This is a genomic window from Streptomyces sp. PKU-EA00015, from assembly GCF_013387495.1.
In the GTDB taxonomy this organism is placed as follows: Bacteria; Actinomycetota; Actinomycetes; order Streptomycetales; family Streptomycetaceae; genus Streptomyces.
Genome location: NZ_JABZEE010000021.1, coordinates 49,013 through 73,016 on the forward strand (window position 1 = coordinate 49,013; position 24,004 = coordinate 73,016).

The 24,004-nt window shown below is 72.7% G+C and carries 25 protein-coding genes; 16 read left to right on the forward strand and 9 right to left on the reverse strand.

What is annotated here, in order from left to right:
• The first annotated feature begins 67 nt into the window (after positions 1–67).
• The 3 genes from HW130_RS15240 to HW130_RS15250 all read left to right on the forward strand — a co-directional run bounded on the left by HW130_RS15240 (position 68) and on the right by HW130_RS15250 (position 2,291).
• Positions 68–1,054 (forward strand): C-terminal binding protein, encoded by a 987-nt coding sequence (locus tag HW130_RS15240; protein WP_177150100.1) that lies wholly within the window; start codon positions 68–70, stop codon positions 1,052–1,054.
• Positions 1,055–1,065: 11 nt separating this feature from the next.
• The gene (locus HW130_RS15245; protein ID WP_177150101.1) at positions 1,066–1,857 is read left to right on the forward strand and encodes a class II aldolase/adducin family protein; all 792 of its coding nucleotides are present in this window, start codon (positions 1,066–1,068) and stop codon (positions 1,855–1,857) included.
• A gap of 89 nt (positions 1,858–1,946) precedes the next feature.
• Positions 1,947–2,291, forward strand: a complete 345-nt coding sequence (locus tag HW130_RS15250) for a nuclear transport factor 2 family protein (protein ID WP_375256538.1) — start codon at positions 1,947–1,949, stop codon at positions 2,289–2,291.
• Positions 2,292–2,401: 110 nt separating this feature from the next.
• Here HW130_RS15250 and HW130_RS15255 read toward each other — a convergent pair whose 3' ends face one another.
• The gene (locus HW130_RS15255) at positions 2,402–3,184 is read right to left on the reverse strand and encodes an SDR family oxidoreductase (RefSeq protein ID WP_177150102.1); all 783 of its coding nucleotides are present in this window, start codon (positions 3,182–3,184) and stop codon (positions 2,402–2,404) included.
• Between the two features lie 132 nt (positions 3,185–3,316).
• On the opposite strand from HW130_RS15255, the gene HW130_RS15260 reads away from it, so the two are divergent.
• From HW130_RS15260 to HW130_RS15270, 3 genes are all read left to right on the forward strand, one after another.
• The gene (locus HW130_RS15260; RefSeq protein ID WP_177150103.1) at positions 3,317–4,951 is read left to right on the forward strand and encodes an alkaline phosphatase; all 1,635 of its coding nucleotides are present in this window, start codon (positions 3,317–3,319) and stop codon (positions 4,949–4,951) included.
• Positions 4,952–5,170: 219 nt separating this feature from the next.
• Positions 5,171–6,496 (forward strand): multidrug effflux MFS transporter, encoded by a 1,326-nt coding sequence (locus HW130_RS15265; protein ID WP_177150104.1) that lies wholly within the window; start codon positions 5,171–5,173, stop codon positions 6,494–6,496.
• Between the two features lie 272 nt (positions 6,497–6,768).
• A complete protein-coding gene (locus tag HW130_RS15270; protein ID WP_177150105.1) occupies positions 6,769–7,791 on the forward strand; it encodes a small ribosomal subunit Rsm22 family protein in 1,023 nt (340 codons plus the stop codon).
• Here HW130_RS15270 and ddaH read toward each other — a convergent pair.
• Complete coding sequence (gene ddaH / locus HW130_RS15275) at positions 7,780–8,676, reverse strand: dimethylargininase (RefSeq protein WP_375256540.1); 897 nt, start codon at positions 8,674–8,676, stop codon at positions 7,780–7,782. The two genes, HW130_RS15270 and ddaH, sit on opposite strands and share 12 nt — an antisense overlap.
• Positions 8,677–8,752: 76 nt before the next feature.
• On the opposite strand from ddaH, the gene HW130_RS15280 reads away from it, so the two are divergent.
• Positions 8,753–9,370, forward strand: coding sequence for a TetR/AcrR family transcriptional regulator (locus tag HW130_RS15280; RefSeq protein WP_177150107.1), 618 nt, complete (start codon positions 8,753–8,755; stop codon positions 9,368–9,370).
• 197 nt (positions 9,371–9,567) lie between these two features.
• Positions 9,568–10,335, forward strand: coding sequence for a bifunctional DNA primase/polymerase (locus tag HW130_RS15285; RefSeq protein WP_177150108.1), 768 nt, complete (start codon positions 9,568–9,570; stop codon positions 10,333–10,335).
• 184 nt (positions 10,336–10,519) lie between these two features.
• Here HW130_RS15285 and HW130_RS15290 read toward each other — a convergent pair whose 3' ends face one another.
• On the reverse strand, positions 10,520–11,509 hold the full coding sequence (locus tag HW130_RS15290) for a hypothetical protein (RefSeq protein ID WP_177150109.1): 990 nt from the start codon (positions 11,507–11,509) through the stop codon (positions 10,520–10,522).
• Between the two features lie 155 nt (positions 11,510–11,664).
• Between HW130_RS15290 and HW130_RS15295 the strand changes: the two genes are divergently transcribed.
• The gene (locus tag HW130_RS15295; protein ID WP_177150110.1) at positions 11,665–12,429 is read left to right on the forward strand and encodes a PhzF family phenazine biosynthesis protein; all 765 of its coding nucleotides are present in this window, start codon (positions 11,665–11,667) and stop codon (positions 12,427–12,429) included.
• Positions 12,430–12,460: 31 nt separating this feature from the next.
• Here HW130_RS15295 and HW130_RS15300 read toward each other — a convergent pair whose 3' ends face one another.
• Together HW130_RS15300 and map are read right to left on the reverse strand one after the other, a co-directional pair.
• Entirely contained in the window at positions 12,461–13,120 is a 660-nt protein-coding gene (locus HW130_RS15300; RefSeq protein ID WP_177150111.1) for a heme oxygenase (biliverdin-producing), read from the reverse strand.
• A 91-nt stretch (positions 13,121–13,211) separates the two neighbouring features.
• Entirely contained in the window at positions 13,212–14,069 is an 858-nt protein-coding gene (gene map / locus HW130_RS15305; RefSeq protein WP_177150112.1) for a type I methionyl aminopeptidase, read from the reverse strand.
• An 89-nt stretch (positions 14,070–14,158) separates the two neighbouring features.
• On the opposite strand from map, the gene HW130_RS15310 reads away from it, so the two are divergent.
• Positions 14,159–14,389 carry a hypothetical protein gene (locus tag HW130_RS15310; protein WP_177150113.1) on the forward strand — a complete coding sequence of 77 codons (231 nt, stop codon included), beginning with the start codon at positions 14,159–14,161 and terminating at the stop codon, positions 14,387–14,389.
• A 92-nt stretch (positions 14,390–14,481) separates the two neighbouring features.
• Here the strand turns inward: HW130_RS15310 and HW130_RS15315 are convergent, their stop codons facing one another.
• Positions 14,482–15,102 carry a hypothetical protein gene (locus HW130_RS15315; RefSeq protein WP_177150114.1) on the reverse strand — a complete coding sequence of 207 codons (621 nt, stop codon included), beginning with the start codon at positions 15,100–15,102 and terminating at the stop codon, positions 14,482–14,484.
• 95 nt (positions 15,103–15,197) lie between these two features.
• On the opposite strand from HW130_RS15315, the gene npdG reads away from it, so the two are divergent.
• Positions 15,198–15,911 carry an NADPH-dependent F420 reductase gene (gene npdG, locus HW130_RS15320; RefSeq protein ID WP_177150115.1) on the forward strand — a complete coding sequence of 238 codons (714 nt, stop codon included), beginning with the start codon at positions 15,198–15,200 and terminating at the stop codon, positions 15,909–15,911.
• A gap of 109 nt (positions 15,912–16,020) precedes the next feature.
• Entirely contained in the window at positions 16,021–16,209 is a 189-nt protein-coding gene (locus HW130_RS15325; protein WP_177150116.1) for a hypothetical protein, read from the forward strand.
• A 58-nt stretch (positions 16,210–16,267) separates the two neighbouring features.
• Here the strand turns inward: HW130_RS15325 and HW130_RS15330 are convergent, their stop codons facing one another.
• A complete protein-coding gene (locus HW130_RS15330; protein ID WP_177150117.1) occupies positions 16,268–17,065 on the reverse strand; it encodes a site-2 protease family protein in 798 nt (265 codons plus the stop codon).
• Between the two features lie 297 nt (positions 17,066–17,362).
• On the opposite strand from HW130_RS15330, the gene HW130_RS15335 reads away from it, so the two are divergent.
• The gene (locus tag HW130_RS15335) at positions 17,363–18,007 is read left to right on the forward strand and encodes a BTAD domain-containing putative transcriptional regulator (RefSeq protein WP_375256539.1); all 645 of its coding nucleotides are present in this window, start codon (positions 17,363–17,365) and stop codon (positions 18,005–18,007) included.
• Here HW130_RS15335 and HW130_RS15340 read toward each other — a convergent pair.
• Positions 17,958–18,326: a cupin domain-containing protein gene (locus tag HW130_RS15340; protein ID WP_177150118.1), complete on the reverse strand. Its 369-nt coding sequence runs from the start codon at positions 18,324–18,326 to the stop codon at positions 17,958–17,960. The genes HW130_RS15335 and HW130_RS15340 overlap by 50 nt on opposite strands.
• 147 nt (positions 18,327–18,473) lie before the next feature.
• Positions 18,474–19,346 (reverse strand): 3-methyl-2-oxobutanoate hydroxymethyltransferase, encoded by an 873-nt coding sequence (gene panB / locus HW130_RS15345; RefSeq protein WP_177150119.1) that lies wholly within the window; start codon positions 19,344–19,346, stop codon positions 18,474–18,476.
• A gap of 156 nt (positions 19,347–19,502) precedes the next feature.
• Between panB and HW130_RS15350 the strand changes: the two genes are divergently transcribed.
• From HW130_RS15350 to HW130_RS15360, 3 genes are all read left to right on the forward strand, one after another.
• A complete protein-coding gene (locus HW130_RS15350; protein WP_177150120.1) occupies positions 19,503–21,110 on the forward strand; it encodes an MFS transporter in 1,608 nt (535 codons plus the stop codon).
• A gap of 197 nt (positions 21,111–21,307) precedes the next feature.
• Entirely contained in the window at positions 21,308–21,970 is a 663-nt protein-coding gene (locus tag HW130_RS15355) for a TetR/AcrR family transcriptional regulator (protein WP_309140447.1), read from the forward strand.
• A gap of 267 nt (positions 21,971–22,237) precedes the next feature.
• Positions 22,238–23,257, forward strand: a complete 1,020-nt coding sequence (locus tag HW130_RS15360; protein WP_177150122.1) for an endonuclease/exonuclease/phosphatase family protein — start codon at positions 22,238–22,240, stop codon at positions 23,255–23,257.
• Positions 23,258–24,004: the final 747 nt, after the last annotated feature.

Here is a 24,004-nt window from a genome sequence, read left to right on the forward strand (position 1 = left end):
ACAATCATGGAGAACGAATCGTAAGTTCAGTGCATCACTTACCGACGAATCATCTGTGGAGGATCGTATGGGGCGGCCCGTCGTCGTCTTCACCGACACCGAGGACCTCGATCCAGGGCCCGGTGCCCGGCTGCTGGCCGACGCCGGCTTCGACGTACGCGTCGCCGACAGCCGCGACCCCGAGGTCATCGCCCGGGCCGGAACGGACGCCGTGGCGCTGATCGTCGGCTACGCGCGCATCGACGCCGCGCTGCTCGACCGCCTGCCGGAGCTGCGGATCCTGGCCACCATGTCCGCCGGCTTCGACATGGTCGACACCGCGGAGGCCCGGCGCCGCGGCCTGTGGGTGGCCAACCTGCCGGACGCGGCCACCGAGGACGTGGCCGTCCACGCCCTCGCGAGCGCCCTGTCGCTCGTCCGCCGGCTCCCGCAGGCCGACGCCGTCGTCCGGTCCGGCGGCTGGAACGCGGAGTTCGCGGCCGCCGAACTGCCGCGCCGGGCCAGTGACCTGACCCTGGGCCTGGTCGGTCTCGGCCGCATCGCCCGCCACCTGGCCGCTCTCGCCGCACCGGTCTTCGGCCGGATCGCCGCGTACGACCCGCACGCGGCGGACGGGCACTGGCCGGCCGGCGTCCGGCGGTACGCCGGCCTCGACGCGCTCGCGGCGGACTCCGACGTGCTGTCCCTGCACGTCCCGCTCACACCGCGGACCCAGGGGCTGGCCGGCGCGCGGCTGCTGGGACGGATGCGGCCCGGCAGTTTCCTCGTCAACGTCGCCCGCGGCGAACTCGTCGACCCGTCCGCCCTGCTGGACGCCCTCGACAGCGGGCGGCTCACCGGAGCGGCGCTCGACGTCTTCCCCGTCGAACCGCCGCCCGCGGGCGACGCGCTGCGCCGCCACCCGGGCATCCAGCTGTCGCCGCACAGCGCGTACCTCTCCGACACCTCGCGCCGCGCGTACGTGTGCAAGCCCGCCGAGAACGTCATCGCCTGGCTGCGCACCGGCCGCCCGCTGACCCCCGTGGTCGACCCGTCCACCGCCGTCCCCGCCTGAGGAGCCACCGCATGACCGCCGACCTGGTGACGACCACCGCCCCCGCCGCTGCCGCCGCTGCCGCCGAGGAACTGCGGCTGCGCCGCGAACTCGCGGCCGTGTACCGGCTCGTGGCGCACTTCCGGATGACCGACCTGATCTTCACCCACATCTCGCTGCGGCTGCCGGGCCCCGAGCACCACTTCCTCATCAACCCCTACGGGCTCCTCTTCGAGGAGATCACCGCCTCCAACCTGGTGAAGATCGACCTGGAGGGCAACCCGGTCGAGCCGAGCCCGTACCCGGTGAACCCGGCGGGATTCGTCATCCACAGCGCCATCCACGCCGCCCGTGCGGACGCCCACTGCGTCCTGCACACCCACACCAAGGCGGGCTGCGCCGTCGCCGCGCAGGAGGGCGGGCTGCTGCCGCTCAACCAGATGTCGATGGAGTTCCACAACCGCGTCGGCTACCACGACTACGAAGGCGTCGCCCTCAACCTCGACGAGCAGCGGCGGCTCGTCGCGGACATCGGCGGGCACCCGGCGCTGATCCTGCGCAACCACGGCCTGCTGACGGTGGGTGAGAGCGCGGCCCAGGCGTTCCTGCGCATGTACTACCTGGAGAAGGCGTGCGAGATCCAGGTCACCGCGCAGGCCGGCGGCGGGCCGCTCATCCTGCCGCCCGCCGAGGTGTGCGAGTACACCGCGCGGCAGCTCGCGGGCGAGGCGGACGCAGACTTCCAGGACGACGACGCGTACGACCTGGCGTGGGCGGCGATGCTGCGGCTCCTCGACCGGATCGCCCCCGACTACAAGGACTGATCCGCCCCGGCGAGCGGGCCGACGCCCGGGTGGCCGCCGCCGGAAGGTGCCGCGCGGCGGGGCGGTGTACCGATGGAGGCGACCCACCCGTGAGCGGAAGGACCACCGCCGTGCCCATCGCCGTCAGCAAACTCACCGAGCCCGCCGTCCGCGCCTTCGTCACCGCGGTCAACGCCCACGACCGCGAGAGCTTCCGTGCCGCGCTCACGCCCGGCGCCACCATGTCCGACGACGGCAGCGAGCGGGACGTCGACGACTGGACCGAAAACGAGATCTTCTCGTCGAACGGTCACATGGACGTCGAGAAGCAGACCGCCGACGGGCTCGGCCTGGTCGCCCGCTACCGCAACGACACCTGGGGCGAGATGCGCACCACGTGGCGTTTCACCGTCGAGGACGGGAAGGTGGGCCGCTTCGAGACCGGGCAGGCCTAGGGTCTTTCGTTTGGATCAGGCCGGATCAGTCCGGTCCCGCCCTCAGCCGTCGGGGCCGGCTCCCGGCCCGCCGGGCCGCGCGACGGCCCTCAGCCGCGCCCCGCCGCGGCTCACCCGCGGCCGATGAACGGCATGTTCGTCGCCAGCACCGTCGCGAACTGCACGTTCGCCTCCAGAGGCAGCTCCGCCATGTGCCGTACGGTGCGCGCCACATCGGCCGCGTCCATCACCGGTTCGGCCGCCAGTTCGCCGTTCGCCTGAAGGATGCCCGCCTGCATGGCCTGGGTCATCTCGGTCGCCGCGTTGCCGATGTCGATCTGGCCGCAGGCGATCGCGTACGGGCGCCCGTCGAGTGAGATCGACTTCGTCAGCCCGGTCAGCGCGTGCTTCGTCGCCGTGTACGGCGCCGAATGCGGGCGCGGTACTTGCGCCGATACCGAGCCGTTGTTGATGATCCGGCCGCCCTGCGGGTCCTGGTCCTTCATCTGGCGGAACGCCGCCTGCGCGCACAGGAAAGCACCCGTCAGATTGACGTCCACCACCTTGCGCCATGCGGAGTAGGGCACGTCCTCGAAGGGGATGCCGCCGGGACCGAACGTGCCCGCGTTGTTGAACAGCAGGTCCACCCGGCCGTAGCGGTCGCGGACCGTCGCGAACAGCGCGTCCACCGCGGTCGGGTCGGTCACGTCCGTCGGCACGCACAGGACGTCGGCGTCCGGGCCCGCCAGGGCCGCCGTCTCCTCCAGCGCCTCGGCGCGCCGGCCCGCCAGCGCGACCGCCCAGCCGGGCCGGGCGCCCGTGTCCTTCGCGGCGGCCGCCAACTCCAGCGCCACGCTCCGGCCGATGCCCGAGCCCGCGCCCGTCACCACCGCGATCCTCCGTACAGCGTTCATGGGGCGCAGCGTACGCGCCTGTGCCCTACACGGAACTCATCCGACCGCCATACGGATGTGGTGTCCCCGACAACGTCGATTCGTCACCGGCCACTCCAATGCGACTGACAACAGCCGCAAGGGGAGGGCCACATGACACCCGCGTCGCACCGGAATCACGCACCCGAGCTCAGAGCGGCGGCCGTACGGCACCTGGGCCGCCGCACCTTTCTCACCGTCACCTCCGCGGCGGCCGCGCTCGCCTTCAGCGTGGGCCTGCCCGGCACCGCGCACGCCGCCGAGGCCGACGGCCGGAAGATCACCGCGGACCCGTTCACCCTGGGCGTCGCCTCCGGAGACCCGCAGCCCTCCTCCGTCGTGCTGTGGACGCGTCTCGCGCCCAGCCCGCTGGAGCCCGGCAGCGGTCTGCCGCAGGCCCGCTTCCAGGTCCTCTGGGAGCTCGCGCACGACGCGCGCTTCACCAGGATCGCCAAGCGCGGCAGCGCCACCGCCCACCCGGAGTTTCACCACAGCGTCCACGTGGAGGCCACCGGACTCGACCCGGACCGCGTCTACTACTACCGCTTCCGCGCCGGGAACTGGATCAGCCCGGCCGGCCGCACCCGCACCGCGCCCGCCCGCGGCGCCCGGATCGGCGAGCTGAAGCTGGCCGCCGTGTCCTGCCAGGCGTACCACGACGGCTACTTCACGGCGTACCGGCACCTCGCCGACGAAGATCTCGACGTCGTCTTCCACCTCGGCGACTACCTCTACGAGTACGCCGTCAACGCCGTCGGCGGCGCCCGCAACTACACCGACCGCCGGCTGCCCGCCCACGTCAACCGCGAGACGGTCACGCTGGAGGACTACCGGCTGCGGTACGGCCTCTACAAGTCCGACCCCGACCTCATGGCCGCGCACGCGGCCCACCCCTTCGTCGTCACCTGGGACGACCACGAGACCGAGAACAACTACGCGGACGAGACGCCCGAGAACGACGTGCCGCCGGAGGAGTTCCTGCTGCGCCGGGCCGCCGCGTACCGCGCGTACTGGGAGAACCAGCCGCTGCGCGCCCCCCAGCAGCCCACCGGCCCGGACATGACCCTCTACCGCCGGCTGCACTTCGGGCAGCTCGCGCAGTTCGATGTCCTCGACACCCGCCAGTACCGCTCGGACCAGGCGTACGGCGACAAGGCGCACGCCCCGGGCCCCGAGTCCGAGGACCCGTCGCGCACGATGATCGGCGCGACGCAGGAGCGCTGGCTCATCGACGGCTGGCGCGCCTCCGACGCCGTGTGGAACGTCGTGCCGCAGCAGGTCAACTTCTCGCAGCGCAAGCTGGACCTGATCGAGCCGGCCAGGGTCAGCATGGACGCCTGGGACGGCTACCCGGCCTCCCGCGACCGTGTCCTGGACGGCGCCGAGGCCGCCGGCATCGAGAACCTGATGGTCCTCACCGGCGACGTCCATGTCGCGTACGCCTACGACATCAAGCGCGACTACGAGACGCCCGGCGCGAAGACCGTCGGCACCGAGATCGTCGCCACGTCCGTCTCCAGCGGCAAGGACGGCGCCGACCGGCCGGCCACCTGGGAGACCTACACCAAGGCCAACCCGCACATGAGGTTCTACAACGGGCGGCGCGGCTACGTGACCGTCACCCTCGGCGAGCAGCAGGCGCGCGCCGACTTCCGCTCGATGGACTTCGTCACCAGGCCGGGCGGGTCGATCACCACGTCCGCGTCGTTCGTGACCGAGGCCGGCGACCCCGGTCTGCGGCAGGTCTGACGCTCACTCACCGGGAACTCCTCCGGGAAGCGGACGCCGACGCGGTCACAGCGCCGCGTCGAGCGTCCGCATTAAGGCGAGGGTGCCGTCCAGCGGGGCCGCCTGCGGATCAGGACCCGGCGCCGGAGCGTCCGAGTGACGAAGTCCACTGCTTCCGGAGTCGCTGCGAACGGACGAGCTGAGAGCATGGTTCGTTGAATTCAAAGAACGGAGCTGTCGATGCCGGAGAGCGGCCAGAGCCCCCAAGGACCCGTCCCCGAAGCCGATCCGGCACTTTCCTCTCCCGTCACCGGGCCCCGTGCGCAAGCCGCGGCCACCCGCCGCGTCGGTCTGCTGGTCACGCTCGTGCTGGGCGGGCTCACCGCCCTTGCACCGTTGTCCATGGACATGTACCTGCCGGCGCTGCCGCAGGTCACCGACTCCCTGCACGCACCCGCCGCGACCGTGCAGCTCACGCTGACCGCGTGCCTCGCCGGCATGGCGCTGGGACAGCTCGTCGTCGGGCCGATGAGCGACAAGTGGGGACGAAGGCGGCCGCTGCTCATCGGCATGACCGTGTACGTCGTCGCCACCGTGGTCTGCGCGCTCGCCCCCAGTGCCGCACTCCTCATCGGCTTCCGCCTGGTGCAGGGCCTCGCGGGCGCCGCCGGCATCGTCATCGCCCGCGCCGTGGTCCGGGACCTCTACGACGGCATCGAGATGGCCCGGTTCTTCTCCACCCTGATGCTGATCTCCGGGGCGGCGCCGATCATCGCGCCGCTGATCGGCGGCCAGGTGCTGCGGCTGACCGACTGGCGCGGCATCTTCGTCGTCCTCGCCGCCGTCGGCCTCGTGCTCACCCTCGTCGTGGCGAAGTGGCTGGACGAGACGCTGCCCGTCGAACGGCGCCACGGGGGAGGGGTCGGCGAGGCGCTGCGCACGATGCGCGGACTGCTCGGCGACCGCGCCTTCACCGGCTACATGCTGGTGGGCGGACTCGCCTTCGCCGCCCTGTTCGCGTACATCTCGGCGTCCCCGTTCGTGATGCAGGAGATCTACGGGGCATCGCCCCAGCTGTTCAGCCTGCTCTTCGGCCTCAACGCGGTCGGACTGATCACGGCCGGGCAGATCAACGGCAAGCTGCTCGTCGGGCGGGTCGGCCTCGACAAGGTGGTCGCCGTGGCGCTGACGGTGCTCACGCTCGCGGCCGCGGTGCTGCTGCTGATGACGGCGGGCGTGTTCGGCGAGGTGGGCCTGGTGCCGGTGGCCGCGGGCCTGTTCGTGCTGTCGGCGGCGATGGGCTTCGCCTCGCCGAACACCACGGCCCTGGCGTTGCTGCGCACTCCGCACGCGGCCGGTTCGGCCTCGGCCCTCATCGGCACGTCGTCGTTCCTCGTCGGCGCGGTCGCGTCTCCGCTGGTGGGCATCGCGGGCGAGGCGACGGCGGTCCCCATGGCCGTGGTCCAACTGTGCTGCGGGGTGGCGGCGCTGGCGTGCTTCGCGGTCCTGTGCCGCCCCTGGCAGCGCGACCGGTCCGGCCCGTCCGCGGCTGCCGCCGAGGGCTGAGCCCTACGCCCGCCGGCGGGGGCTGCCGAGCAGGTGGCGCCGGTCCCGGGGTCCGTCCAGGTGAAGAGGCCCGAGATCTCCGCGTCCGGCACGCGTACGTGCGCGGGCAGTGGGTCGGGGCCTGCGGCGGCCGGCATGGCGCCGCGGGCATGGCGCGGCAGCGTGGCAAGAGGCCCCGGACGCGGGGCAGTTCGCCGCAGGGCGCGGAGGTGGCGTCCTGGGCCGTCCGTGCGCGCCCGTTCCGGCAGGCCGGACGTGCCTAGAATCTTTCGGTGAACGCCTCCGCCCCCACCGCCGAGACCCTGCGCGGCGCCCTCGCCGGGCTGCTGGACGGCCTGCCGCCCCGGCAGGCCGCGCAGGCCGTCGAGCGGCTGATCGCCAACTACCGGGGCACCACCCCGACCGACTCCCCCGTGCTCCGCGACCGCTCCGACGTCGCCGCCTACGCCGCGTACCGGATGCCCGCGACCTTCGAGGCCGTACGGTCCGCGCTCGCGGCGCTGCGCGGGGCGGCGCCCGTGTGGACGCCGGCCACGCACACCGACATCGGCGGCGGCACGGGCGCGGCGAGCTGGGCGGTGGCCGACGCGTGGGAGGAGTCGGCGCCGGAGACGACGGTGCTCGACTGGGCGGAGCCCGCGCTGGAGCTGGGCCGCGAGCTGGCGCTCGCCTCGCCTTTCCCGTCGCTGCGGGCCGCGCGCTGGCAGCGCTCTCGGATCAGCTCGGCGCTCCGCATCGAGAGCACCGATCTCGTGACGGTGTCGTACGTCCTGAACGAGCTGTCCGAGGCCGACCGGGCCGCCGTGGTCGCCGAGGCGGCGCGTGCGGCGCAGGCCGTCGTGATCGTCGAGCCCGGGACGCCCGACGGCTACGAGCGGATCATCGAGGCCCGCGACGCGCTGATCGCGACAGGCCTCACCGTCGCCGCCCCCTGCCCCCACAGCGCGGCGTGCCCCATAGAGCCCGGCGCCGACTGGTGCCACTTCTCGGCCCGTGTCTCCCGCTCGTCCCTGCACCGGCAGGTCAAGGGCGGCTCGCTGGCCTACGAGGACGAGAAGTTCAGTTATGTCGCGGCCGTGCGCTTCCCCGCCGCTCCGGCGGACGCCCGGGTGATCCGCAAGCCGCAGATCCGCAAGGGCCTGGTCCTGCTGGACCTGTGCGCGAAGGACGAGGCGCTGCGCCGCGAGACGGTCACCAAGCGGCACGGCGACCGGTACCGCGCGGCACGCGACGCGGCGTGGGGCGACACGTGGCCGCCCCACGACGGTGACGGGGCCAACGCCTCAGGGGCGTAGCTCCTGGGTGCAGCACTTCACGCTGCCGCCGCCCTTGAGCAGCTCGCCCAGGTCCATGCCGATCGGCTCGAAGCCCCTCGCGCGCAGCGGCGGGAAGAGGCCGACCGCCGCCTGCGGCAGCAGCACGTGGCGGCCGTCGCTCACCGCGTTGAGGCCGAGGGCCGCCGCGTCGCTCCCGTCGGCGACGAGAGCGTCGGGGAACAGCCGGGCGAGCACCGCGCGGCTGCCGGGCGAGAACGCGCCCGGCCAGTACATGATCTCGTCGGTCCTGTCGTCGAGGACGGCGAGCGCGGTGTCCAGGTGGTAGTGGCGCGGATCGACGAGGTCGAGCCCGATGACGGGCCGGCCGAAGACCTCCTGGGCCTCGGCGTGCGACAGCGGACTGGACCGGAAGCCGCGCCCGGCCAGGATCCAGGAGGCGGTGACGGCGAAATCGCCCTCGCCCTCGTTGACGTGCCGGGGCTCGTGGACGTCGCTCCAGCCGTTCGCCCGGAACCAGTCCAGGTGGTGCGCGGCCTCGGCGGCCCGCTCGGCATGGGCGAAACGCGCGCCGAGCACGCGGCCGTCGACGACGGTTGCGCCGTTCGCCGCGTAGACCATGTCCGGCAGTCCCGGCCGGGCCGGAAGGATGTCGACGCGATGGCCGAGCGAAAGGTAGCGGTCGCGCAGGCTCTCCCACTGGAGCTGTGCCAGCGGCCGGTCCACCGGCTTGGTGGGGTCCATCCACGGGTTGATGGAGTACGTCACCTCGAAGTGCGCGGGTGGGCACATCAGGTAACGGCGTGGCGAGGCGTCACGAGGCAATGCGGGCTCCTCACGGCGGCGGGGGGCACGGTTGTGCGTGGAGCCATGGTGCGGCCTGGGCGGGCGCGCCGCCCTCTGCAGAAGGGGTGGTTCGGCGGGATGCACCGGCGCAGCCCTAGGCGAGACGTCTCGTCTTTCCGGTTGGTAGGTTGACGGCATGACCGAGGCCAGGACACCCGACTCCTCCCGCCGCAGCGAGCGCTCCCGCCGCGCGATCTACGAGGCCGCGCTCGCCCTCGTCGGCGAGGCGGGCTACGGGAAGACGACCATCGAGGGCATCGCCGCCCGCGCGGGCGTGGGCAAGCAGACCATCTACCGCTGGTGGCCCTCCAAGGCCGCCGTCCTGCTGGAGGCGTTCCTCGACCTGGCCGAGCAGGCCGCCGAGGAGGCGGGAGGGGGCGAGTACGAGATCCCCGACACCGGTGACGTCGAGGCCGACCTGCGCCTGGTGCTGCGCGCCACCGTGGACGAGATGAACAGCCCCGCCTACGACGCCCCCGCCCGCGCCCTCACCGCCGAGGGTGTGGTGAACCCCGAGGTCGGAGCCCAGTTCGTGGAGAAGCTCCTCGAACCGCAGCTCCAGCTCTACGTCACCCGGCTGCGCGCCGCCCAGGACGCGGGCCAGGTGCGCCGTGGCATCGACCTGCGCATCGCACTGGAGCTGTTCACCGGCCCCCTCGCGCACCGCTGGCTGCTGCGGACCCTGCCGCTCACCCACGACTACGCCGACGCGCTCGTCGACTACGCCGTCAACGGCCTCGCGCCGCGCCCCTGAAGCACCGCACTCCCGGAACGGTCGTACCCCGAAGCACCCCTGAGCCGCCGTGCGCCGGGGCCCCGCACCGGCGCGCCCGGCGCGCGCCGGGAACACATGAGCAGGCACCCCGGTTGGGGACAGTGGCCACCGGCAGCGCAGGATGGTGGGACCATGGCATTGTCCGCATGGGGCGAGCGTGAGGTGTGAGGGGATAGATGGGCGACGGTATCGGCCGCTTCCGCGGCACGGAGGGCAGGACGTCCCGGGAGAGCAGGCTGGCCCAGTGGTTGCGCCGCCGCACCGGGAACACGGAGGCGGAGGGCTCGCAGCGCGAGGCCCTGCTCCTGGCCACCGCTGCTGCCGGACTGCCGCTCGCGCCCGCCGCGTATCCCGTGGGTCCCAGCTGTTCCTGCGAGCGCATCGGCTGTCCCATCCCGGCCACGCATCCCGTGTCCTTCGCCTGGCAGACGCAGTCCACCACCGACCGGCAACAGATCGAGCGCTGGGCCCGCAACCAGCCCGAGGCCAACTTCATCACCGCGACCGGCATGGTCCACGACGTCCTGGACGTTCCGTTGGACGCCGGTCGCAGTGCTCTGGAGCGGCTGCTGGCGCAGGGCGTGGACGTCGGTCCCGTCGCCGAGTCCGGCGGCGCCGGGGAGCGGGGCCGGATGCTGTTCTTCACGGCGACGCGCGGCACGCCGGAGGACGAGGACGAGTGGTGGCCCTGCGAGCTGGACTGCCACCCCGAGACCATGGACGAGCACCCGGGCCTGCGCTGGCACTGCCGGGGCAGCTACGTGCTGGTGCCGCCCGCTCGTCTGCCGGGCGAGACCGAAGTGGTCTGGGTGCGCGGCGTGGAGCATCCGCTGCCCGATCCGCTGACCCTCCTGGAGACGCTGACGGACGCGTGTGCGCGCTACGCGGCGGGCGAGGACGAGTACGCCGGCCGCCACGAGGCCGCCTGGCCGCTGGGCCGCTGACCCCGGGCGTCGGCCTTTCGCGCCGACCGCACACGGGGCGTCCCTGCGCGCGCCCGACTCCCGTGCGGGCATGGCCCGTTGGCCCCGAGTGCCACGTGCCCGCCCGCGTACACCATCCCCTGGCGCGGGTGCCTCGTGTGCGTACCGCCGGACACGCCGAGGGTAGGCCGCGCCGCGTGGTCCCCTACGAGCCCTTGGCCGCCGTCAAGCCGGTCAGCCTGCCCAGTATGTCCGGCTGTCCGCCGCCGCTGCCCACAGGCACTGTGACCACCTGGCTGGAGACCCGCTCCTTGGTGATCGTGGACTTCACCTCGCCGGTGAGCAGCGCCTTCACATCCGGGACGACCTTCAGCCGCACGCCCTTGGCGGCGGTCTGACGCTCGAAGTTCTTCACCGAGAAGAACACCATCGCGCCGCCGTCCTGGGTGACGAGCCCCAGCGGCGCGAAGGCGCCGGTGTCCAGCGGCTGGTCGATGTACTGGGTGGACATGCCCAGCAGGGACGCGTTCTTCTTGCGCGTCTCGCGCCAGCCCGAGGTGTGCGGGCCCGCCTTGAAGTGCTCCGGCGTGCCGCTTTGCAGGTACGAGGCGTAGTCCTCGCTCAGGTTGCGCGGCGCGACCGCGAGCGCGGCGTCGTCCGGCGCGACCGGCTCCGCGTGGCCGTCCTGGTCCCGCTTGAAGGCCGGGATCGCCTTCGGCGACATGATCGCCAGGTACGCGGCCTTCCAGGTGTCCTGGACCCCCGCCTTCACGAAGACGACGAGCCAGCGGTTGTCCTGGACGCCGCCGTCGTCCCGGTCGCGGTTGGAGTCCGTGTCCGCGACGAACCAGCGCGGCCAGCCCGCCTTCTTCGGGATGACGTACGTGGCGTCCGCGAGCTCCAGCGGGACGTGCTGCGGGTTGCCGTCGGGGAAGTTGACCTGCCGGGCCTTCAGGCCCGCCTGGTTGATGGCGCCGAGCGCCCCGGTGACGTGCTGCGCGTCGAGGGCCGGGTCGTACGCCTTGTCCGCCTTGTTGTACGCCGCGGTGAAGTCGGCGAGCGCCTTCGCGGCCTCGGCCTCCGTCGCCGACGGGACGACTTCCAGCTCTCCGTGAATTGTCACGCACGCGCTCGCCGTCAGGGACAGCACCACTGTCGCCGCGAGCCCCGTCGCCGCCCGACCCAGCCTTCTCATCGGTTGCCTTCTGCTCCTCGCCCCGCACTGACCGTCCGAACCCTACCGGGGCCGGGAACAGGCCGGGCGCCGGGACCGGATACAGCACCCACACCGTGACGCATCCCGCCCGTCCAGGTGAAGAATTCGCCGGACGCGGGTGCTTGAATGCCCGCGTGAACCAACGCGACGTGTCCGACGTCATCGACGTCCTCCAGGTCTTCTGTGCCGGCGACGGCCGGTTCGGCAACGCCCTCGGCGTCGTCCGCGACGCGCGCCGCTACCCGGACCAGGTGTCCCGGCAGGCGCTCGCCGCGGAACTCGGCTACAGCGAGACCGTCTTCGTCGACGACGAGGAGCGTGGTGTCGTCGACATCTACACGCCGGGTCTGCGGCTGCCGTTCGCCGGTCACCCGCTCGTCGGCACGGCCTGGCTGCTGGACCTCGACGCGGTCCGCCCGCCGGCCGGCGAGGTGTGGGCACGCCACGACGGCGAGTTCACCTGGATCACCGCCCGTGCCGACTGGGCGCCGCCGCGGCAGCTCGTGCAGTACGCGTCCGCCGCCGAGGTCGACGCCCTGCCCGCGCCGCCGCCCGGAGAGGGCTGGCTCTACGCCTGGGCGTGGGAGGACGAGGCGGCCGGACGGGTGCGGGCGCGGGCCTTTCCGCGGCGCGAGGACACCATCGTGGAGGACGAGGCGACCGGCGCGGCGGCCCTGTTGCTCACCGACCGGCTGGGCCGGGCGCTGAACATCACCCAGGGCAGGGGCTCACAGATCCTGACCGCGCCGGGACCGGACGGCATCGTCGAGATCGGCGGTCGCGTGCGCCTCGCACGGCCCGCGTCCGAGGGGCAGCCGGCGCACGGGAGCGTGGGCCGTATCGCGCCTCTGCGGCGCGCCGAGCGGTCCCGCCTTCCGCACGCGGTGACGATGCCCTGACCGTGCCCCCCGGCGTCCGGGACCCGGGCGATCACGCGCTGAGCGGGAACTCGGCGTCGAGCTCGCGGAACACGGCGCTGTTGTGGTCGTACGCCCGCCTGCACTCGTCCACGATCCGCTGTTTCTCCAGGTCGTCCGCGTCGACCGCGTCCAGCAGCGCGCGGTAGGTCCGCTTGAACGCCGCCGGGTTGGGAACTGCCTCGAAGACGTAGAACCGCACGCCGTCGCCCTTGTGCGCGAAGCCCCACGCCTTCTCCGCCCGGTCGCGGACGACCTGCCCGCCGGACAGGTCCCCCATGTAGCGGGTGTAGTGGTGGGCGACGTACCCGGCGGGCCAGTCGCGGGCGCACTCGGCGATCCGCGCGGCGTACGCGGCGGTCGCCGGCAGCGCGCGCACGCCCGAGCGCCAGCCGGGACCCCGCAGATGCGCGAGATCGCGCTCCAGCTCCGGCGCGCGCATCAGCTCGGGCCGGACGAAGGGTCCGGCGACGGGATCGTCCCGCAGCGTCCCGGCCGCGTCCTCCAGTGCCCGGTAGACGAACCACAGCTGCTCGGTGTAGCGCGCGTACGCCGCGACCCCGAGCCTGCCGTCCAGCAGACCGCTCATGAACGAGGAGGTCCCGACCTGGGTGTGCTGCTCGTGCGAGGCGACGCGGATGAGCGTCGAAAAGGGTGTGCCGTTTGCGTCCACGGCGTGCCTCCAGGGCCGAAGGGCTGCTCAGGTTCGTCTGAGACAACCCGTTCCCGACGTCCTGTCGGTAAAACGCTACCCGCCTGTCGGGTCACGGCAACGTGAGAATCTCCGCGCCGGTTTCCGTCACCACCAGTGTGTGCTCGAACTGCGCCGTGCGCTTGCGGTCCTTCGTGACGACCGTCCAGCCGTCCGCCCACATGTCGTACTCGTACGTCCCCAGCGTCAGCATCGGCTCGATGGTGAACGTCATCCCCGGCTGGATGACAGTGGTCGCGTGTGCCGCGTCGTAGTGCGGGACGATCAGGCCGGAGTGGAACGACGAGTTGATGCCGTGGCCGGTGAAGTCGCGCACCACCCCGTAGCCGAAGCGCTTCGCGTACGACTCGATGACCCGGCCGATGACGTTGATCTGCCGGCCCGGCTTGACCGCCTTGATGGCGCGGTTGAGCGACTCCCGCGTCCGCTCCACCAGCAGCCGCGACTCCTCGTCGACGTCACCGCACAGGTAGGTGGCGTTGTTGTCGCCGTGCACGCCGTTGATGTAGGCGGTCACGTCCAGGTTCACGATGTCACCGTCGCGCAGGACGGTGGAGTCCGGAATCCCGTGGCAGATCACCTCGTTGACCGAGGAGCACAGCGACTTGGGGAAGCCGCGGTAGCCGAGCGTGGACGGGTAGGCGCCGTGGTCGCACATGAACTCGTGCGCGACGCGGTCGAGTTCGTCCGTCGTCACGCCGGGCGCGATGTGCTTGGCGGCCTCTTCCATCGCCTGCGCGGCGATGCGCCCCGCGATGCGCATCCGCTCGATGGTGTCGGAGTCCTGGACCTCCGGTCCGGTGTACGGGGTCGGCGCGGGCTTGCCCACGTACTCGGGACGGGCAATGGAGGCGGGGACGGAACGGGTGGGGGAGACCACCCCGGGAACGAGCAGCGACTGGCCAGACATGCCGCGAGTCTAACCGGGGGCGTCCTGCCCGCCGCCGGGCGTAGGCCCAGGCCCATGGGGCAGCATGGCCCTGGAGGAAGGAGCCGACGATGGCCCTGTTCAAGAAGCGCACGGTGGGCAAACCGGGCGAGTGGTACTACTGCCTGCAGCACAAGAAGGTCGAGGAAGGCCCGGAGTGCCCGGCGAAGGACCGCTTCGGGCCGTACACGTCCCGCGCGGAGGCGGAGCACGCGATGGAGACGGCGCGGGAACGGAACCTGGAGTGGGAGAACGACCCGCGCTGGCACGACGGGGCGGCGTCGCGCCCGGAGGGCGAGTAGGGGCGGGGGCGGGGCCGCTGCGCGGGTGTTCTCCCCGCCCCTTCCCGATGCTCGGGGCAACCGAACCGCCTCCGCACGGACGCCCCGCCGCGCTACCAGCGCGCCGGCGGCGGCTCCGTCAGCTGGTCCGCCAGCCGCGAGAGCCGGTCGCGGAAACGCAGGCGCCCCCGCCGCATCGGCCCGCCGTTCTCCCCGGCCGCCGCGCTCACCAGGTGCTGCACCATGTCCATGTCGATCTCGGCGGTCGTGTCCTCCGGCCCCGCCGCCGGGACCGTCAGCGCCTCGTGCGCCAGGCCCTGCACCTCCGGCTCGCCACCGTCCAGCGCGAGCACCGTCGCACCGGCCCGCCGGGCGTCGTGCACCCGCTCCAGCAAGCCCGCGTCGGGCAGCTCGGGCGCCACGACCAGCAGCGTCTCGCCCCGACGGGCCGCCTCCAGCCTGCCGAGCCCGACGGTCAGATGAACCGGGTCGCCGGGGCGCACCCGGTGGCGTACGAGCGTCGGCTCCAGCTCCGGCAGACCCGACCAGGCCGCTTCGTCCACCAGATGCGCGGCCAGATGCCACGGTTCGTACTCCCGCGTGCCCACCAGCAGCAGCCCGCCGCCCCGCTGCACCACGGACGTGCGCAGCACCGCGGCGAAGTGCCGGGTCGCGGCCGGCCACTCGGTCCCGGCGAGGACTTCGCGCAGCAGCGCGACACGTACGGCATCCATGGAGCCGCATCCTGCACCACGGGCCCGCGGCCGCGGGCGGGGTCGGTCCCGGCTCACCCGTTCGGGAGCCGTGTACCAGGAAGTAAGGTCGGGCCATGACTTCGAATGACAGCACGGGCACCGCGCCGAAGGCCCCCGCCAAGGACCCATGGGACCTCCCCGACGTCTCCGGCCTCGTCGTGGGTGTCCTCGGCGGCACCGGCGACCAGGGCCGCGGGCTCGCCTACCGGCTGGCCAAGGCGGGCCAGCGCGTGATCATCGGCTCGCGGTCCGCCGAGCGCGCCGAGGCCGCCGCGGCGGAGCTCGGCCTCGGCGTCGAGGGAGCCGACAACGCCGAGTGCGCCCGGCGCAGCGACATCGTGATCGTGGCCGTGCCGTGGGACGGCCACGCCAAGACGCTGGAGACGCTGCAGAAGGAGCTCGTGGGCAAGCTCGTCGTCGACTGCGTCAACCCGCTCGGCTTCGACAAGAAGGGCGCGTACGCGCTGAAGCCGGAGGAGGGCAGCGCCGCCGAGCAGGCCGCCGCGCTGCTGCCGGACTCGCGGGTGACCGCGGCCTTCCACCACCTGTCGGCCGTGCTGCTCCAGGACGAGTCGATCGACGAGATCGACACCGATGTGATGGTGCTCGGCGAGTCCCGCGCGGACACCGACATCGTCCAGGCGCTCGCCGCCCGCATCCCCGGGATGCGCGGAGTGTTCGCCGGCCGGCTGCGAGGCGCGCACCAGGTCGAGTCGCTCGTCGCCAACCTGATCTCGGTGAACCGCCGCTACAAGGCACACGCGGGGCTGCGCGTCACCGATGTGTGACCGGCGCCGCGACCGGATCCCGGACGCGACCGGGGTCCGGGAGCCGCGGGGCATGGGGGACACTGGAGGGACTCACCCCCTCCGAAGGACCCGACAGGAGCCGCACCCCATGCCCCGCCTCGCCCTCTACTCCCTCGTCGTCTGCGCGCTCTCCGTCGCCGCGGCGGTGCTGTCCTTCACACAGGGCATGTGGCTCGGGATCGTCTGGGTGCTGCTCGCCGGCCTGTCGTCGAACATGGCCTGGTACTACATCCGCCGCGCGAGGGCGCAGCGCGGGGCCGACGCGCCTTCCGTCTGAGGCCTCTTCCGTCTGACGTCTTTCCGTCTGACGCCCCAGGGCGCCCGCCCTACGTCTGTCAGTCGGCGACGCAGAAGTCGTTCTCGCCGTCCCAGAAGGTGAACAGGTCCCGGCCGCAGTAGATCTCGATCTGCTGCACGCCGAGCGCGTCCATCACGCCGTATATCGCGTCGAAGAAGACCCCGTTGACCTCGGGGATCCACAGGACCACGAAGACGGCGAGCAGGCCGAACGGCGCGAACGGCTCCACCTGGCGGCGCACCTTGTACGACAGCCAGGGCTCGATCACCCCGTAGCCGTCGAGGCCGGGCACCGGCAGGAAGTTCAGGATCGCGGCGGTGACCTGGAGCATCGCGAGGAACGCCAGGGCGAGCCGGAAGGGCAGAGGTACCCCGTCGAGGGCGCCCAGCCAGAACGGCGCCGTGCACACGACGGCGAACAGCACGTTCATCAGCGGACCCGCCGCGGAGACCAGGCTGTGCTTCCAGCGCTGCCTGATGCGGTGCATCTCGATGAAGACGGCGCCGCCGGGCAGGCCGATGCCGCCCATGATCACGAAGACGACGGGCAGCACGATGCTCAGCAGGACGTGCGTGTACTTCAGCGGATTGAGCGTCAGATAGCCCTTCGCGCCGACCGAGATGTCACCGCCGTGCAGCGCGGTGCGGGCGTGCGCGTACTCGTGCAGGCAGAGGGAGACGATCCACGCCGAGACCACGAAGAGGAAGACCGCGAGACCGGGGCTGGCCGCGAAGTCCGTCCACACGGCCCAGCCCGTCACCGCTGTCACCGCGGAGATCCCGATGAACACGGGACTGATCCTGCGGTCGCTGTGGCGCCTGGCAGCGGTGGTCATGGGGGCGGCTCCTGGGACGCGGGCGTGCGGGACCGTGGGACGGGGACGGGGACGGGACGGCGGTGCGGAGTAGACCGTACCGGTGACACGGGGGACAACGTCGCGGGGGGCCTCCCCGGTTCCTGCCCGTTCCGGCCCGCGGGATGCGCGCGACCCCACGGGGGACAGTGACCCGGTGCGCTTCTGTCTCCTCGGCACCACCCAGGCCGTCCGCGCCGACGGCACCCCCGTGGCGCTCGGCCGCGTGCCCTGCTGACCGGGCGCCCGGTCCCCCGTCGCCGTACTGGTCGACGAGGTGTGGGACGGCGCCCGCCGGCCGACGCGCAGGGCGCCGTACAGGCCCTCCCGGAGCCGGCCGCCCTGTGCGGGGCGCACCCGCTGGACGAGCCGCTCCAGGCCCTGCGGATCCGCGCCCTGCGCGACACGGGACGGGCGGCGCAGGCGCTCGCCGCGTACGACGAGGTGTGCAAGGAACCGGCGGACCGGATCGGCGCGGACCCGGTGCCGAACTGCTCGCCGTGTACGGGGAGTTGCTCACCCCCGCTGCTCCCGCGGCTTACGAGCCTCGTCGGCCGCGAGCCGGAACTGCGCGACGTCAGGGCCGATTTGGGACGCGCCCGGCTCGTGACGCTGATCGGGCCCGGCGGCGCGGGCAAACCCGGCTCTTGCTGGGGGCCGCCGAGCACACGGCCGCCCGGCGCCGACCGGCCCTGGCCGGGCGGCGTGTGGCTCGCGGAACTCGGGCCCGGGGACGACCCGGAGACCGTGCCCGAGACGGTGCTCACCGCGCTCGGCGGCTGTCATGCGGTCCACGGTGTGGGCGCACCGACAGACCGCCGACAGAGTGCCGACACGTGGCCGGCATACCGTCGACGGCCGGTGTTCGCGCAGGTCAGGTGCCGGACTTCGCGTAATCCCCGAAGCCGACCCAGTCGAGCATGACGCACGGCTCGTCCCCGACGACGTAGGCGTCGTGCCCGGGTGCGATGGTGACGAACTGGCCCGGTTCCACGTCGGTCGTCTCGCCGTCGTCCATGGTGATCTTCATCCGGCCGCTGACGACGTAGCCCGTATGGGCCGCCATGCAGCTGTCCGTCCCGGCGATGGGCTTGACGTGGGTGGACCAGCGCCATCCCGGCTCGAAGACCGCCCGGCCGACCGGCCCCTGGTCCGTGTTGAGGAGGTCGAGCCTTCCCTTGCCCTCGGTGAATTCCCGTGTCTCGTCGGCCTTGTCGAACGTCCTGCTCACAATTCCGGCCATGGTCATCTGCCTCCTGGCGAATTTGCGGCGCACCCCCGAGACCACTTTCCACAGTACGCCGAGGGTCCGTGCCGCAGCCTCACCCGGGCATGCCGACAGCCCGCCGACGGGGGAAGATCGGCGGGCTGTCGTCCGTACCGGCAGTGGTCAGTGGAAGGTGTGCTCCTCGGCGGGGAACGCCCCGCCCTGCACGTCCTCGGCGAACGCCTTCGCCGCGTCGCCCAGGACGCGGCGCAGGTCCGCGTACTGCTTGGTGAAGCGCGGCACCTTGCCGCCCGTCAGGCCCGCCATGTCCGTCCACACGAGGACCTGAGCATCCGTGTCCGGTCCGGCGCCGATGCCGATGGTCGGGATGTGCAGGGAGCGGGTGACCTCGGCGGCGACCTCGGCCGGCACCAGCTCCAGCACGACCGCGAACGCGCCCGCGTCCTGCGCCGCCTTGGCGTCGCGGATCAGCCGGTGGGCGTCCTCGTCGCCGCGGCCCTGCACGCGGTAGCCCATGGTGTTCACGGACTGCGGGGTCAGGCCCAGGTGGGAGACGACCGGGATGCCGGACTCGACGATCAGCTCGGTCTGCGCGAGCGAGCGCTCGCCGCCCTCCAGCTTGACCGCGCCCACGCCCGCTTCCTTGACGAGCCGGGTCGCGTTGCGCAGGGCCTGGACCGGGCCCTCCTGGTACGAGCCGAACGGCAGATCGCCGACGATCAGGGCGCGCCGGGTGCCCCGGACGACGGCGGCGGAGAGCAGCGTCATCTCGTCCATCGTCACGGGGACGGTGGTCTCGTAACCGAGGTGACAGTTGCCCATCGAGTCACCGACGAGCATGACCGGGATGCCGGCCTCGTCGAAGACGGACGCGGTCATCGCGTCGTACGCGGTGAGCATGGCCCACTTCTCGCCGCGCTCCTTGGCGGCGGCGATGTCGTGGACGGTGATGCGCCGCCTCTGCGAGCCGCCGTAGAGCGCCTTGCTGTCGGAGGGGCGGGCGGCGGGCTGGGTCTGCGCAGCCTGAAGCGTCATGGCTGATCCGGCTCCTTGTTGTCATCTCGAGGCGCCCTGACGGCGTCCCCGGACCGCCTCCATGGTGGCACTACGTGCCGCCCGGACGGAAGAGGACCTCGTGTCGCGGGGTTACTTTACGAGACGGTTTCGTATCGAAATGGTTAGGCTGGGTCCATGACCAGCCCCTCCGGGGCCGCCACGGCGCCCCGCGTACCCGAGGCCGTCCACCGCAGACGCTGGGCGACCCTCGCCGTCCTGATGCTCAGCCTGCTGATCGTGGTACTGGACAACTCGATCCTGAACGTGGCGGTGCGGACGATAGCCGCACCCCCGCCCACCGGCCTGGGCGCCACCCAGGGGCAGCTGGAGTGGGCGATCAACGCGTACACGCTCGTCTTCGCCGGACTGCTCTTCACGGCGGGACTGATCGGCGACCGCATCGGCCGCAAGAAGGTGCTGCTCTTCGGCATCGCCGTCTTCGGCGTGGGGTCGGCGCTCGCCGCGTTCTCCGCCTCCCCCGTCGAGCTGATCGCCTACCGGGCCATGATGGGCCTCGGCTCGGCCTTCGTCATGCCGGCCACGCTCGCCGTCCTGATGAACGTCTTCGAGCGCGACGAACAGCCCAAGGCGATCGGCATCTGGACCGGCAGCGTCGGCGTCGCCGTCGCGATCGGCCCGATCACCGGAGGACTGCTGCTGGAGCACTTCTGGTGGGGCTCGATCTTCCTGGTCAACGTGCCGGTCGTGATCATCGCCCTGGTGGCGATGGTCCTGCTGGTCCCCGAGTCGAAGGACCCGGATCCGGGCCGTATGGACCCGCTCGGCGTCGTCCTGTCCATCGTCGGCCTCGTCCTGCTGGTGTCCGGCATCATCCACGGCGGCGAGCTCGCCGACTTCACCGCCCCCTCCGTGGTCCTCCCTCTCCTGGCCGGCGTGGTGGTGCTGGCCGGCTTCGTACTGCACGAGAAGCGGAGCGACCACCCGGCGATCGACATGTCGTACTTCGGCAGGCCGGCGTTCGCCGCCTCCATCGCCGCGGGCGCCCTGGGCTTCTTCGCGCTCATGGGCGTGACCTTCATCTCCGCGTTCTACCTGCAGAGCGTGCGGGGCCACAGCGCGCTGGAGGCCGGGATGCTGATGGTGCCGCTGGCGGTGACGCAGGTGGTGTTCGCCCCGCGGGCCCGCCTGGTGGTGGACCGCTTCGGCGCACGTGCCGTGTGCGCGGTGGGCATGCTGATGGTCGCGGCGGGACTCGGCTCGTTCGGGTTCTTCGACGCGTCGACGCCGCTGTGGGTGCTGGAGGCCGTCTTCTTCGTCCAGGGCACGGGCATGGCGCACGTCATGACGCCGGTGACGGTGTCCGTGATGCAGACGCTGCCGAGGGAGAAGGCCGGTTCGGGCTCGGCGATCAACAACACGTTCCGGCAGGTGGGCGGCGCCCTGGGCGTCGCTGTGCTCGGCTCGGCGCTGTCCGCGCGCTACCGGGGCGAGATCGAGCCCTACCTGACCGGCCTGCCGGCCGGGGCGCGGGAGGCGGCGGGCGAGTCGGTCGAGTCGACGCTCGCCGCGGCGCAGCGCCTGGGCCCCGCGGGCAAGGCGCTGACGACCCCGGCGCACGAGGCGTTCCTGAGCGCGATGCACCTGACGGCGCTCGGTTCGGCGGGCGTGGCGGTGATCGGCGCGGTGGTGGTGGCGTTGTTCCTGCCCGGCCGGGTCGGGCCACAGGCGGAGGAGCCCGAGCCCGAGCAGGTGCCGGTGAGGACCGAGCCACCAGGGGCGTGAGCGGTGTGAAGAGCCTGCGGGAGAATGGCCGGATGGCGGCGAGAGGCGGAGCGACGGTGCCCCCCGGGCAGCACGGTACGCACGGGCGGGACGGGCGGGGGTCGGACGCGCGCGGGCCGGGCTCCGGCGCGCATGCCCACGGAGGGGACGCGCGCGGGTCCGGCTCCGGGGCACACGCGCACGGGCCGGACGCCCGGGTGGCGGGCTACGGCGCGCACGGACCCGACGCGGGGAAGCCGGGCACCCAGGCGCACGCGCACCAGCCCGCCGCGCCGCCGGCCCGCCGCGGGCGACCCCGCAGCGAAGCCGTCGAGCGGTCCATCGTCGACGCCGTCGTCCGCCTCCTCGAAGAGGGCGTGGCCATCTCCGACCTCTCCATCGAGCGCATCGCCCGCACCGCCGGGGTCGGCAAAGCCACCATCTACCGCCGCTGGGAGGGCAAGGAGTCCCTCCTCGTCGATGTCGTTCGCTCCATGGAGCCCGTGGACCCGCCCCTTCCCGGCACCTCCGTACGCGACGACCTCGTGGCCCTCGTCGAGATGCTGCGCCGCCGCGGCCTCGCCAAGCGCTCCTCCGCCCTCCTGCACAACGTCTTCGCGCAGATGCAGAGCTATCCCCGGCTCTGGGAGATGTACCACCGCATCGCCGTCACTCCCCGCCGCGAGCGCATGGACGCCGTCCTGCGGCGCGGCGTCGAGAACGGGGAGATACGCGACGACGTCGACTTCGACCTGCTCGGCGACATGTTCGTGGGGCCCATGCTCGTACGCACCGTGCTGCGGCCCGAGTCGACGCCCGGACCGGGCAGCGCCGAGCGGATCGTGGACACCGTGCTGCGCGGGGTGCGGCCGCCCGGCTGAACACGGCGTGAGAATGTGCGCGTTCTGTCACAGCCGCCCCACCTGGGGCGATACCAGGAACCCCTGATGCGGACCCGTCGTCATCGTGGCAGTAGGGCCGTCCGCGGACGGCGGAGTGACCACCGGTCATCCCCTAGGGTGCCGAGGGGGCCCGCGGGACCCCGGACTGCCCGACGGCCTAGGGTCCTTCGAGGAAAGGGGCCCGAGGCCCGGGGGAGCGGCGCGGCGCGACCACCGGTGTGACAGCAAGGCAGTGAGGACAGCTCTATGGCGCAGGCGTACACAGCGGAGACGGGGAACGGCACGGTGGGGACACGGCCATCCGGACCCCGCTTCCGGAGCGAGCGCTGGCGCGGCGACCGGGGCATCTGGCGGCGGGGCATCCTGCTCGCGCTGATCGCCGTACTGGTGGCGTTCCTGATGATCCTGCACGCGCACATCCCCAACCGCATCGGGAATCTCGGCAGCCTCACCGAGACGTTCCTGCCCTGGCTCGGCCTGTTCGTGCCGCTGATCCTCGTCGGTGCGCTGGTGCGCCGCTCGGCCACGGCGCTGATCGCGCTGCTCCTGCCGCTCGTGGTCTGGCTCAACCTGTTCGGCGGCCTGCTCACGGGTAAGTCGTCGGCGAGCGGCGGCGATCTGACGGTCGCCACCCACAACGTGAACGCCGGCAACCCCGACCCGGCCGACACCGCCCTGGACGTCGCGGCCTCGGGCGCGGACGTGCTCGCGTTGCAGGAGCTGCCGGGCGGACAGGTGGCGGCGTACGAGAAGGCGCTGGCGAAGACGTACAGGTACCACGCGGTCGAGGGCACGGTCGGGCTGTGGAGCAAGTACCCGCTCTCGGGTGCGGCGCCGGTGGACATCCGGCTGGGCTGGACCCGCGCGATGCGCGCGACGGTGGCGGCGCCGGGTGGCGAGGTGGCCGTGTACGTGGCGCACCTGCCGTCGGTGCGCGTGAAGATGAACGCGGGCTTCACGGCCAACCAGCGGGACAACAGCGCGGACGCGCTGGGGGAGGCGATCGCGCGGGAGGGTCTCGACCGTGTGGTGCTGCTCGGCGACCTCAACGGCACGATGAACGACCGCTCCCTGAACGCGGTCACGTCGCAGATGCGCTCGACGCAGGGGGCGGCGGGGGACGGCTTCGGCTTCAGCTGGCCGGCGGCGTTTCCGATGGCGCGGATCGACCAGATCATGGTGCGGGGGGTGGAGCCGGTGTCGTCGTGGACCCTGCCGAGGACGGCCAGCGACCACTTGCCGATCGCGGCCCGCGTCGGTCTGTGACGTTCCCCACCCCGCCCCTTCCCTGACCCGGGGCTCCGCCCCGGACCCGGCCCCGGCACGCCCTGCCGGGTGGTCCTGTCGGGGCTCCGCCCCGAGCCCCGCGCCTCAATCGCCGGCGGGGCTGGTCCTCGGTCTTGTCGGGGCTGCGCCCCGGGCCCTGCGCCTCAACCTGCCGGGGGCGGTCCTGTCGGGGCTCCGCCCCGATCCCTGCGCCTCAATCGCCGGCGGGGCTGGAGTGCGGCGGTCTTGTCGGGGCTCCGCCCCGAACCGGCACGGCCCTGCCGGGGGCGGTCCTGTCGGGGCTGTGGCCCCGAGCTGGCCCCGAGCCCTGCGCCTCAATCGCCGGCGGGGCTGGAGTGCGGCGGTCTTGTCGGGGCTCCGCCCCGAACCGGCACGGCCCTGCCGGGGGCGGTCCTGTCGGGGCTGTGGCCCCGAGCTGGCCCCGAGCCCTGCGCCTCAATCGCCGGCGGGGCTGGAGTGCGGCGGTCTTATCGGGGCTCCGCCCCGGAACCGGCACGGCCCTGCCGGGGGCGGTCCTGTCGGGGCTCGGCCCCGAGCCCTGAGCCTCAATCGCCGGCGGGGGCTGGTTCTCGGTCTTGTCGCGTCTGCGCCCCGGACCCGGCGCCGTCCAGCCGGGGGCGGTCTTGTCGGGGCTCCGCCCGGAACCGGCACGGCCCTGCCAGGGGCGGTCCTGTCGGGGCTCCGCCCCGAGCCCCGAGCCCCGCGCCTCAAGCGCCGGCGGGGCTG

What these genes read in the sequence shown, in the direction of transcription:
- HW130_RS15340 (WP_177150118.1), bottom strand. Translation starts at nt 18,326, where the DNA reads ATGGCCGGAATTGTGAGCAGGACGTTCGACAAGGCCGACGAGACACGG.
- HW130_RS15360 (WP_177150122.1), top strand. Translation starts at nt 22,238, where the DNA reads ATGGCGCAGGCGTACACAGCGGAGACGGGGAACGGCACGGTGGGGACA.
- panB (WP_177150119.1), bottom strand. Translation starts at nt 19,346, where the DNA reads ATGACGCTTCAGGCTGCGCAGACCCAGCCCGCCGCCCGCCCCTCCGAC.
- HW130_RS15325 (WP_177150116.1), top strand. Translation starts at nt 16,021, where the DNA reads ATGCCCCGCCTCGCCCTCTACTCCCTCGTCGTCTGCGCGCTCTCCGTC.
- HW130_RS15245 (WP_177150101.1), top strand. Translation starts at nt 1,066, where the DNA reads ATGACCGCCGACCTGGTGACGACCACCGCCCCCGCCGCTGCCGCCGCT.
- HW130_RS15265 (WP_177150104.1), top strand. Translation starts at nt 5,171, where the DNA reads ATGCCGGAGAGCGGCCAGAGCCCCCAAGGACCCGTCCCCGAAGCCGAT.
- HW130_RS15330 (WP_177150117.1), bottom strand. Translation starts at nt 17,065, where the DNA reads ATGACCACCGCTGCCAGGCGCCACAGCGACCGCAGGATCAGTCCCGTG.
- HW130_RS15280 (WP_177150107.1), top strand. Translation starts at nt 8,753, where the DNA reads ATGACCGAGGCCAGGACACCCGACTCCTCCCGCCGCAGCGAGCGCTCC.
- npdG (WP_177150115.1), top strand. Translation starts at nt 15,198, where the DNA reads ATGACTTCGAATGACAGCACGGGCACCGCGCCGAAGGCCCCCGCCAAG.
- HW130_RS15285 (WP_177150108.1), top strand. Translation starts at nt 9,568, where the DNA reads ATGGGCGACGGTATCGGCCGCTTCCGCGGCACGGAGGGCAGGACGTCC.
- HW130_RS15255 (WP_177150102.1), bottom strand. Translation starts at nt 3,184, where the DNA reads ATGAACGCTGTACGGAGGATCGCGGTGGTGACGGGCGCGGGCTCGGGC.
- map (WP_177150112.1), bottom strand. Translation starts at nt 14,069, where the DNA reads ATGTCTGGCCAGTCGCTGCTCGTTCCCGGGGTGGTCTCCCCCACCCGT.
- HW130_RS15350 (WP_177150120.1), top strand. Translation starts at nt 19,503, where the DNA reads ATGACCAGCCCCTCCGGGGCCGCCACGGCGCCCCGCGTACCCGAGGCC.
- HW130_RS15315 (WP_177150114.1), bottom strand. Translation starts at nt 15,102, where the DNA reads ATGGATGCCGTACGTGTCGCGCTGCTGCGCGAAGTCCTCGCCGGGACC.
- HW130_RS15260 (WP_177150103.1), top strand. Translation starts at nt 3,317, where the DNA reads ATGACACCCGCGTCGCACCGGAATCACGCACCCGAGCTCAGAGCGGCG.
- HW130_RS15240 (WP_177150100.1), top strand. Translation starts at nt 68, where the DNA reads ATGGGGCGGCCCGTCGTCGTCTTCACCGACACCGAGGACCTCGATCCA.
- HW130_RS15290 (WP_177150109.1), bottom strand. Translation starts at nt 11,509, where the DNA reads ATGAGAAGGCTGGGTCGGGCGGCGACGGGGCTCGCGGCGACAGTGGTG.
- HW130_RS15310 (WP_177150113.1), top strand. Translation starts at nt 14,159, where the DNA reads ATGGCCCTGTTCAAGAAGCGCACGGTGGGCAAACCGGGCGAGTGGTAC.